This window comes from Planctomycetia bacterium (assembly GCA_034440135.1).
Classification (GTDB): domain Bacteria; phylum Planctomycetota; class Planctomycetia; order Pirellulales; family JALHLM01; genus JALHLM01.
In genome coordinates this window covers 22,699-32,613 of the sequence record JAWXBP010000473.1, presented here as the reverse complement: position 1 = coordinate 32,613, position 9,915 = coordinate 22,699, and the positions used below count along the sequence as shown (strand labels likewise).

The following is a 9,915-nucleotide window of genomic DNA, read 5'->3' as shown; positions in this document are numbered from 1 at the left end:
CTGGCCCGCTCGGCCCGCCTGGCCCTCGTCCTCGACTACGGCCCATTCGTTTCTTTGCCATGCCTCACCTGGAACTCAAATCACACAGAACGATCCCGCGCGGGATCGCCGGGAACACGTCAAACATTTCATGGAGCGAATTGCGCACCTGCCGCGCGCGAAATCACTGCGCACCGCGCAGGGATGCGAAACGCGGATTCGCCGCCTCCTCGAGAGACGGTCACCAAACCGTGCGACTATGCACATAGCCGCACGGAAGCGCGAAAACACTGCCCAACTCGTCGTGGAAACGCATCCGCGTCAAGGCGTACTGGCTGAATGGGCGCGCAATCCAATGGATTGCCAAGCATTGACCAGGACTCAGTCGCAATTCCTGGAGCCACTTCCGTGCCACTCCGGAACGCGTCGCTAGCGAACGTCCTCCACAAGTGCGCATCCGCCGAGCGCAAGGCCGCGGATGGCAAACATTATGAACCGAGCGGCCAAAACCGCGCGTCGCCGGCCAAGGAGGTTAGGGTACAAAAACCAGCCAGGCCGCACCACTTTCGCTTCAAGCGACCGTGGCGAACTACGCGTCACTTCCGGCCAATGCTACTGCGCACGACGCAGCCAAAATAGGGCCTGCCGTGCCCAGAAAAACCCGACAACTGAAGCCGCTTCGCTTCGGTTAACTTCCCCGACTGCGGGTCTCACCCAAGCGGGAAAAAGAAGCGTTGCAGTGCCCCGAAACAAAACGCTTTCAGGGCGAATCCGACCGGGTTCGACGAATCTCCCGGTCACAGATCCGAAACGGCCAACGCCGTCAGGTAGAACTCAAGCTATCGAGAATCTTAATCTTCCTAACCCCGGTGTCAAGCGCAACGCGCACGGTTTTTCCGAACTCGTAAAGCCGGAAGCCCGCAACCCCCGCAACTTCCGCGTTCGTGGCAGAACGGCGAATTTTGACACAATCCCTACACGTGGGCGGCCGATAAGAACTTTTAAGGCTCGCCGCGCCGGCGGGTCGCGCAGATTGCTTCCCGCAAGCAGGATGGCACGGCCATGCGCCAGTTTCACCAAGTCACTGTTTTTGCCGTCGTTATTGTCGCCTCCGTGGCTCATGCGCAAGCCGAGGAAGGCTGGCGTTGGGCGCGGAACCTGGAAGAGGCCCGCACCCTGGCCGCCGAGTCCAACCGACTCGTGCTGGTGCATTTTGGCGGGAACGATTGCGTGCACTGCGAACGCCTCGAAAAGCAGGTCTTTTCGCAACCGAACTTTGGCCAGTCGCTCGCCTCGAAATATGTCGGCGTTAAGATCAACGCCAGCCTGTATCCGGCGACTGCACGCAAGTTCCGCGTCGAATCCTGGCCCACGGACGTGATCATCACGCCGGACGGTGAAGTCGTCGACCGACTCATCAGTCCGCAAACGATGGCCGGCTACACCGCGACCATGGCGCAAATCGCTTCGGACTTCGGTCATCAAACGGCCGTGGCCGCGGCGCCTCAGCAGCGCCCTGTGGTCTCCTATGGCGAGGTGCGCTCCACCGCTCCTGTGCAACAACCGACGGCGCCCGTCACGCCCGTGGCTCAACAATCACCGCCACAGCGTTACACGTCTCCAGTCGCGCCGCCCGTCACGGCCAACGTAGCGCCGCCACAGGCGGAGGATCGCTATGCCGACTACTACAATCGCCCGCCGCAAGAGCAAGCGCCGTCCGCCGTGCAGCCGGATCGCTATAGCAACTATCAAGTAGAAACAGCCGTGCCGACAGCGCCTGCCGCTCCGGCAATGAATGACCGTTACGCGGATCGCTACGCCTCGCAGCAAGCGACCGCCGTCGCACCGCAGATGACGCCCAACTACGCACCGCTGCAACAACAGGTCATGGCCCCGTCGGCACAAACGATGGGCCCGTCCGCCGCGGCGATGGCACCTGGTGCTGTGGCGGCCAACCCCTACGTTCAAGGGCCATCGGCAGCGCCGCCGGCACGCGGCGGCATCACGCAAGATCAACTGCCGCCCGGCGCCGCGCCGTTAGCGATGGACGGCCATTGCCCGGTTACGCTCATCGAACAGCAACGCTGGGTACTGGGCGACGTCCGCTGGGGTGTCTCGCACGAAGGTCGCACGTACCTATTTACCAGCGCCGCGGAGCGCGACAAGTTTTGGCAGCAACCCAATCGCTTCAGCCCGGTAATGGCCGGGAACGACCCGGTGCTCGCCACGGACCACGGCCAGATGCTGGCCGGCCGCCGTGAACACGGCCTCTTCGTGAACGGCCGCATTTACCTCTTCGTCAGCGAAGAATCGCTGGCCCAATTCGAACGCAACCGCGAACGCTACGTGCAAAGCGTGAATCGCACGCTGCGGTAAGAGGCGGAAGTTCGAATGCCTAAACCCGAATGGCGAATGCGCGATATCCTGTAGGCAAGGACTGTTGTGCCACGGTCGGGAGACCGTGCTACAACGACGCTGCTTTCCCTTTCCAATCATTGCATATGCGTCGATTGATTGCCCGAGCGCTGTTTTATCCGACGTTGGGCTGGAACCTGTTGCTCAACCGGCTGACGGCGACCCGGCGGTGGTGGGATCGCGTCGATGGGAACGTGATCCTCGGTGCGCTGCCATTCGCCAAGGATGTGCAACCGCTCTACGACGCCGGCGTGCGGGCCGTGGTGAACACGTGCGAGGAGTACGCCGGGCCGGTCGAGGAATACGCGCGGTTGGGCATCGAGCAAATGCGGATGCCGACGACGGATTTCACGCCGCCGCGTTTGACGGACGTCCGCCGCGCTGTGGCGTTTATCGCCTCGAAGGCCGATCGCGGTGAAACGGTCTACGTTCACTGCAAGGCTGGCCGCGCGCGGAGCGCAACGGTCGTGGCCTGCTGGTTGATGTACCGGTATCGCATCAGTGCGAACGAAGCGGTGACACGGCTAAGACAAGTCCGGCCCCACATCGTGAAAGAACTGGAACGCCGCACGGTCGTGCGAGACTTTGAGCGCGAAGTCTGAAGTGCGATTCCTGCGCTACTTCAATTGCTCGTTCCAAGCGGCGGTCGCGTATTTTTCCTGCGCGAGCTGTTTCGCGACAGCCAGTGGCGGGTCTGGATATGTCACATCAGCGGCCCAGGTCACGGCCAGCGCGGCGCGAAGTGCGGCGCCCTTCAGCGGAAGATTGGCGACAAATTCGCCGTGCGACCGCGCAGCTCGATAGTCCGGCATGCGCGGCGGCATGATCAGGTATCGACTAATCGTTTCAAGCGGGAAGTCGTAGAGCAGCGTCCCGTGATAAAGCAGATTCCGGCGGCGCTGACGCAGGCTGTTGCCGGAGATTTTCTTGTCGCCAATCACCAGGTCGCTCGTTCCGCGGCACTTCACGCCTGGAACCAACCGGGCGATCGAAGCGATCATGTGGTCCAGGACGAAGCGATGGGCAAACGAAACGTCGCGCAGTTCCGGACGCGATTCGATGCTCAAGACCAGGCTGTACATCAGGCAGCCAGGCCCGGCGACGATCGCCGCTCCGCCGCTGGTGCGACGCACGACAGGCACGCCGTCCGCCTGGCAGTTAGCGAGGCTCACCTCGGCCGACAACCGGGACGAACGCCCTACGACCACGGCCAACGACGTCGGCTCCCACCAGCGCAGGCACTCGATAGGCGTCGGATTGGCTTCGGCCGCTTCGAGCAGCGCCTCGTCGAGCGCCAGGTCTTCGGCGACCGTCGGCATGGTGTGATCGAGTAAGTACACGCCAGATTCTATGCCATGAGTTCACGGGCGGAACGAAGGTATGATAGCCGGAGGGATTGGTTCCGTTAAACCGGCGAAGACTCAGCCAACAGGTCGACCATGCGCGGGTCGCTATTCTGCGGAGGAATGCTCTTGGCAGCCGCCGCGGCGCTGGCCTGGCTGGGGGCCGCCGATGCGCGGATCGCTGCTTTGCTCCGGAACACGCTGCAGCTTTCCGGCGGCGTGGCGCTCGTGGCGTTGCCGGTCGGCGTGGCGCTCGGTTGGCTCGTGGCGCGGACTGACCTACCGGGACGTCGCACGACTTTCGCGCTGCTCGCCGCGCTCCTGTTCTTGCCCCTCTATGTCCAGGCGGCGGCCTGGGACGCCGGCTTCGGCCTGCAAGGCTCGTTGACCCGGCAATTCCTGGGAGGCGAAGTCTGGCTCAACGGCATGCCGGCCGTGATCTGGATTCATGCCCTCGCGGCGATGCCCTGGGCGGCGCTGTGCGTGGCGCTCGGCGTGAGCGGCGTCGAGCGTGAATTGGAGGAACAGGCGCTGCTCGAAATGCCCGCCTGGCAGGTGGCGCTGCGCGTGTCGCTGCGAAGGGCGGCGCCGGCGATCGGGTTGGCGCTCGTGGGAATCGTGTTGACTACGGCCACTGAGACAACGGTAACCGATTTATTTCGCGTGCGGACGTTTGCCGAGGAACTGTTCACGATGCAACAGCTCGGCGATGATCGCGGGCTTCGCACGGTCGTCCTTGCGAGCCTCGTGGCGATCACCTGGCTCGTCATGTTGGCGCTTGTCATCGGCGCGGCACTGGCGACGGTTGTGCGCGCTCGGCGACCCAACTCATCACGCGTGTTTTCACTGGGACGCTTTCGATGGCCCAGTTGGCTCGTCGTTACCGTCGTCTTGCTATTCGCGGTCGGCGCGCCAGTCGCATGCCTGGCATTCAAAGCAGGACTCATCGTCGAAATGCAAGGCGCTATGCGTGTGCGCCACTGGTCGGCCACGGGCGCCGCGGTGACCACATGGCGCAGCGTCTACCGCTTCCGCGAGGAACTCGGCTGGTCGTGCGCGGCCGCTACTATCGCGGCCTGCGCCGCCGTGGCGTGCGCCGCGCCTCTCGCATGGATCGCGCGGCGCGGCGGTTGGCGTGGCTGGGCGACGGGCGTCGCCGCCGTGGCGATGTTGGCTACGCCAGGATCCTTGCTGGCGATGGGACTGATTCGTACATTGTCGCAACCAGATGCGAGTGGATTGCTCTGGCTGCGCGATCAACCGTTGAGTTGTCTGGTGCTGGTGCAATGGTGGCGCGCATTTCCCTGGGCGCTCGGAATTCTTTGGTTCGCCTTACGAACCGTGCCCGAGGCTCAACTGGACGTGGCGATGCTAGACGGTCTCGGCGCCTATTCGCGCTTCGGGCGCATCGGACTGGCGCAACATCGCGGAGCACTCGCCGCGGCATGGACTGTTGCGTTCACCATCGCGATCGGTGAACTCCCCGCCAGCGTACTGGTCGCGCCGCCGGGCGTCGTGACGCTACCGATTCAGGTCTTCAATCAGTTGCACTACGGCGCGGAGAAGGAAGTCGCCGGCATTTGCCTGGCAGTCGTGCTGATGCAAACCGGTCTGGTGATGGCCGTGCTCTGGCCGAGGATTCACCACGGAGAACACGGAATGGGGAGGAGAGAAAAGTAGGACGTGAGAAGCACGCCTGTGCGCGGTTGTGGTACGGTCTCCCGACCGTGCCACCCGTCCGACCGAAGGTCTCCAATTCCGCGCGTGTCCAGACGTGCTGTGACACGGTCGGGAGACCGTGCCACAACATGCATCGTGCCACAACATGCATCGCCTGATTCAGTCGAAGCCTTTCTCCCCTCTCCTTTTCGCGTGCTGCGCGTGTTTCGCGGGCAACTCCGAAGGGCGCAGGAACTTTCGCGGGAATGCCTCCAGGTCTTGCGACCGCGCAATCACGCGCATTCGGCATTTCTTGGTGGCATTCGTCACACCGGCAAGGTATAGGAATAAGCGGCGCTCGAGGGGAATTCCCACCGCGCGCCGGGCATTTTCCGCCTGTTGGTTCATCGCGCGCAACCCACGATGTCTCCGCTTCGCACCTTTGCCGTCGTCGCTATTGCATTGACCGTGCTGGCGATTCCAGCGCGACTCGCTGCGCAGCAACCGGACGACGTTGTTGCCGCGCTGGAGCAACTGGAACGGCTGCTACCAACGGACGATGCAGGCTTTCGCGGATTCGATTCCGCGCCGCTCGATCAAGCCGCGCGACAGATTGAAGCGGCCTGCGCCGATTTATCCGAATCGCAGATCGCGCCGGGGCGATCGCCGGTGGCGGCCTGTCAAGTTCTGTTGGAGGCCAAACGGCGCACCGATGCGGCGCTCGACGCGTTGCTCGCGCTGCGCGGCGACTTTGCCGCCTGGCCGGCCGATAGCGCGCGCGATGCTGCACTTAGGGCCTATCTGCGCGCGGTGTCGCGATTGATCGATCTCTCCGGCCGCCTGCGTTACGTGCAATACGACGCCTTTGACGCGGCCGCCGCCGTGGCCTTGGAAGACGCCGCGTGGCAGCGCGATCTCGTGCGCGCCGCGGTCGAATCACGCTCGTTGGCCGCGGCCACGGCGTGGGGCGTGGCACTCGCGCCAGTCGCACCGGGCGTCGATGTTCCCGCGACGCTATCGGCTAACGCCGTGCTGGACTTGTACTCCGCGTTGAATGATGCATCGCTACTCGCGTCGCTCGCGAACTACGCCCGGCAGCGCCGCTTGACGCCGCCGCAACGCCTGCGCGCCGTCGCCGCGATTCACGAACTGGGATTGCCGCAAGATCCGCGTCCGCAAGATGGCAAAGAAGCGTATCAACCGGCGATCCTCGCCGAGGAGTTGAAGCGACTCACGGAATCGATCGACGCCGCGCAACTGAAATCTGAAGAGCGACAACGTCGCGAGCAGATCATCGCCGCGCTGGACGAGCGCATGGCGCACGGAGTCACGGAGCCGAGTTATCGGCACGGCAACGTCGCGGTGCAACCGGGCGATTGGCTGCTGATGCGGAACCCTTCACCGTACAATCATTTCACCAGTCTCTCGCCAGGTCTGTTCACACACGTCGGCGTGATCACCGATGAGATCGGCCCGGACGGCAAACGCCGCATCGTGGTCGTTGATCTGCCCGAGCGCGGCGATCGCATGCCAGCCACGAACTTCGACACGTTTATCCTCCGCACGCTGCACTATGTTGTGCTGCGACATCCGGACCCGGTCGTTGCGGCGCGGATGGCCGACGTTGCGCGCACGCTCATTGACTGCCCGACGGAGTTTGATCTGAACTTCGATACGTCGCGCGTCAACGAGCTTCGCGGGAAAATCACCGCCGGCGTCAAAGTAAAAACCTATTGCGCTGGCTTGCTATTGCTCTGTGCTCAGGAAACATCGCTGCCACGCGAGGCGTTCTTTCCCATCGCCGAAACCGTCGCTCCAGGACACACCGAGCGGAATCTGGCTACGCTGGGCTTGAGCGTGAAGGACGATTTCATTTCGCCCACCGGCCCGTTGTTCTCGCCCTCGCTGATGCTCGTCGCGCGGCGCGAGCCGATGTACGAACCCGGCCGTGAAATCCGCGAAGCCTTGTACGATCATTTCGCCGAGTCGCTGGCCACGAAGACGTTGACCAGCGCCCCCAATGTGCAACAGGCGCTGCGCATCCGTTTGGCGGAAATGGCCCGCGACAACCAACTTCTCGCCGCGGCCTTAGCCCAGGCGAATCAAGTCAGCGCGGACCTCGATCTCGTCGCCGCGGCCAAAGCGGCCGCCGTGGTCGAGTCGCTGGATGAAGTCGCTGACGCTTCCGCCGGTAGTTTTGTCGACGCCCGCGACGCCATCCGCGCGGGCAGCAATCGGGAACTCCGCGCTGCACGAGTGCCGAGAGAGAAGATTCAGGAAATCGACGCGCTCCGCCGCCGCCATCCGCAACTCTCGCGCGCCTGGGAACAAGCGGAACTCTCGCCGCGCGAACTGCGCGAGGCGTTAGTGCGCTACTACATTGAGCGCGGCGCTCAGCAAATCGATGAACGCTTTTTCAGCCGCCGAACGCCGAGCGAATCCGCCAACTGAGTCGACGACGCCCCTCTACCTGGCCACCGCCTGCGCCTTGCGCAGTGCATCGAGCGCGAGCGCCATCCTCGGCATGCCGGCGGGAAACTGCCGCAAATAGCCGCCAAAGGCCTCGATCGTGTCTTCGGCGCGGGTCAGATATTCTCCGTTGGAGCGCGCCGCAGCGAGGGCTATCCAATTCTGCGCGCTCACGGCATTGGTCGACGGCAATACGCCGTCCATCGGATCCTTACTGCGCGCAAACAATTGCTCGTGATCGTGCGACGTGTAGAAGTATCCGCCGCCTTGAGCATCCCAGAACATTTCGTGCTGCTTGATCGCCAAGGCTTCAGCTGCTTGTAGCCAGCGATCCTCACCGGTCGCGCGGTGCAGCGCCAATAACCCTGCGGCCAGGTAGGCGTAGTCATCGGCATAGGCATTGAGTTTGGCTTCGCCGCCCGCATAGACGTGCCATAACCTGCCGTCTTCTTGGCGGAGTCGCATGAGCGCGAAATCGGCCGCCCGCCGTGCGGCGTTCAGGTACTCTTCGTTTTGAAACACCCGACCCGCATCGGCGAGACCCGCGATCATCAACCCATTCCAGCCAGCGATAATCTTGGTGTCGCATAACGGTCGTGGTCGCATGTTGCGCGCGTCGAGCAACTTGGCGCGGATTGGCGCGAGTTCCGCCCGAAGTTGTTCGGGGGTCGATTTTGCGTCCGCGGCGAGTTCTTCCCAACCGCGCGGTAACAGGAGCACATAACGCCCTTCAAAGTTTGGCGGATCGTTCAGACCGTACGCCGTGGCCAGCAATTTCGCTTCCGCCAGCGTCAACAGGGCTTCGATCTCGTCTTTCGTCCAGGCGTAGTAGGCGCCCTCTTCGGCCGCGGTCTCCGCATCGAGCGCGCTATAAAAACCTCCCTCGGGCGAGGTCATCTCGCGTAGCACGAATCCGATGGCCTCGGCGACTGTTTCCCGGTCATTCGCATCCGCACTCAGTTCGAAGGCGGCGCTATACACGCTAATTAGCTGCGCGTTGTCGTAAAGCATCTTCTCGAAATGCGGGATCGCCCAGGCGCGATCGGTACTGTAGCGATGGAAGCCGCCTCCCAGATGATCGCGCAGTCCGCCGCGCGCCATGTGGTCGAGCGTGACGCGCACCATATTCTTGGCGTCCACGTTTCCCGCGGCGGCTCGCGCCAACAGGAACTCCAGATTCGCCGGTTCCGGAAACTTGGGCCGGTTCGGTTCCACTTCGCTGAAACCGAAGCCGCCGTGCTGCGCGTCGAACTGCTCGGCCAGCGCCGCTTGCGGCGCGTCGCTCGCTTCTTGCGCCGTGGGCATCGTGCCGGGCGCGGCCCGCTTGCTGAGTGTGGCCGACACTAATTCGGCAATCTGTTTGGCGCTGTCCTGAATCCGCTCCGGCGAAGCCTTCCACAGTTCTTCCACGCGCCGCAACACGGTCAAAAAACCGGTGCGGCCCTCCTGGTCGCGGGGCGGAAAGTAGGAACCGCCGAAGAACGGCAGCGCCTCGGGCGTCAGGAACACCGACATCGGCCAGCCGCCGCCAGCCGGCGCACCGGCGAGTTGATGATAGACCTGCACCGAGGTCATGTAGATTTCATCGATGTCCGGGCGCTCTTCGCGATCGACCTTGATGCAGACGAAATGCTCATTCAGAAACGCTGCAATCTCGGCGTCCAGGAACGACTCGCGTTCCATCACATGGCACCAGTAACAACTGCTATAGCCGACGGACAAAAAAATCGGCTTGTTCTCCCGCTTCGCCCGCGCGAGCGCCTCTTCGCCCCAGGGATACCAATCGACGGGATTGTGCGCATGCAACAGCAGGTAAGGACTCGTCTCCTTGGCCAGTCGATTCGCCGGCCGATCCCCGTGCGCCGGCTCGGCTTCAACGCTAATCGCAGGGGCCGCCAAATAAGCCGCGATCACCAACCAGGCCGTGAATCGCCGAACAAATTGCATGCCGCCACCCAATTCACAAAGGCCATGAAAACCTGTCCCAGTATAGCCGGGAACAGAGGGCGGTGGCGAAATGCCGAATGTCGAAATCCGAATGACGAACGCG

7 protein-coding genes are annotated in these 9,915 nt (G+C 63.1%); 4 read left to right on the top strand and 3 right to left on the bottom strand.

The genetic code is table 11. The annotated features are described in order from the left end of the window. Positions 1–1,041: 1,041 nt before the first annotated feature. Together SGJ19_27000 and SGJ19_26995 are read left to right on the top strand one after the other, a co-directional pair. Positions 1,042–2,355 carry a thioredoxin family protein gene (locus SGJ19_27000; protein ID MDZ4783913.1) on the top strand — a complete coding sequence of 438 codons (1,314 nt, stop codon included), beginning with the start codon at positions 1,042–1,044 and terminating at the stop codon, positions 2,353–2,355. A 125-nt stretch (positions 2,356–2,480) separates the two neighbouring features. Then, the gene (locus SGJ19_26995) at positions 2,481–2,996 is read left to right on the top strand and encodes a dual specificity protein phosphatase family protein (protein MDZ4783912.1); all 516 of its coding nucleotides are present in this window, start codon (positions 2,481–2,483) and stop codon (positions 2,994–2,996) included. Positions 2,997–3,011: 15 nt separating this feature from the next. On the opposite strand, the gene SGJ19_26990 is transcribed toward SGJ19_26995, so the two are convergent. Then, a complete protein-coding gene (locus tag SGJ19_26990) occupies positions 3,012–3,713 on the bottom strand; it encodes a lipoate--protein ligase family protein (protein MDZ4783911.1) in 702 nt (233 codons plus the stop codon). 153 nt (positions 3,714–3,866) lie between these two features. Here SGJ19_26990 and SGJ19_26985 point away from each other — a divergent pair, with 153 nt between their 5' ends. Next, positions 3,867–5,417 (top strand): hypothetical protein, encoded by a 1,551-nt coding sequence (locus SGJ19_26985; GenBank protein MDZ4783910.1) that lies wholly within the window; start codon positions 3,867–3,869, stop codon positions 5,415–5,417. 159 nt (positions 5,418–5,576) lie between these two features. Here the strand turns inward: SGJ19_26985 and SGJ19_26980 are convergent, their stop codons facing one another. Next, the gene (locus SGJ19_26980) at positions 5,577–5,804 is read right to left on the bottom strand and encodes a hypothetical protein (GenBank protein ID MDZ4783909.1); all 228 of its coding nucleotides are present in this window, start codon (positions 5,802–5,804) and stop codon (positions 5,577–5,579) included. A gap of 15 nt (positions 5,805–5,819) precedes the next feature. Between SGJ19_26980 and SGJ19_26975 the strand changes: the two genes are divergently transcribed. Then, on the top strand, positions 5,820–7,847 hold the full coding sequence (locus SGJ19_26975) for a hypothetical protein (protein MDZ4783908.1): 2,028 nt from the start codon (positions 5,820–5,822) through the stop codon (positions 7,845–7,847). Between the two features lie 15 nt (positions 7,848–7,862). Here SGJ19_26975 and SGJ19_26970 read toward each other — a convergent pair whose 3' ends face one another. Beyond that, positions 7,863–9,812 (bottom strand): thioredoxin domain-containing protein, encoded by a 1,950-nt coding sequence (locus SGJ19_26970; protein MDZ4783907.1) that lies wholly within the window; start codon positions 9,810–9,812, stop codon positions 7,863–7,865. Positions 9,813–9,915: the final 103 nt, after the last annotated feature.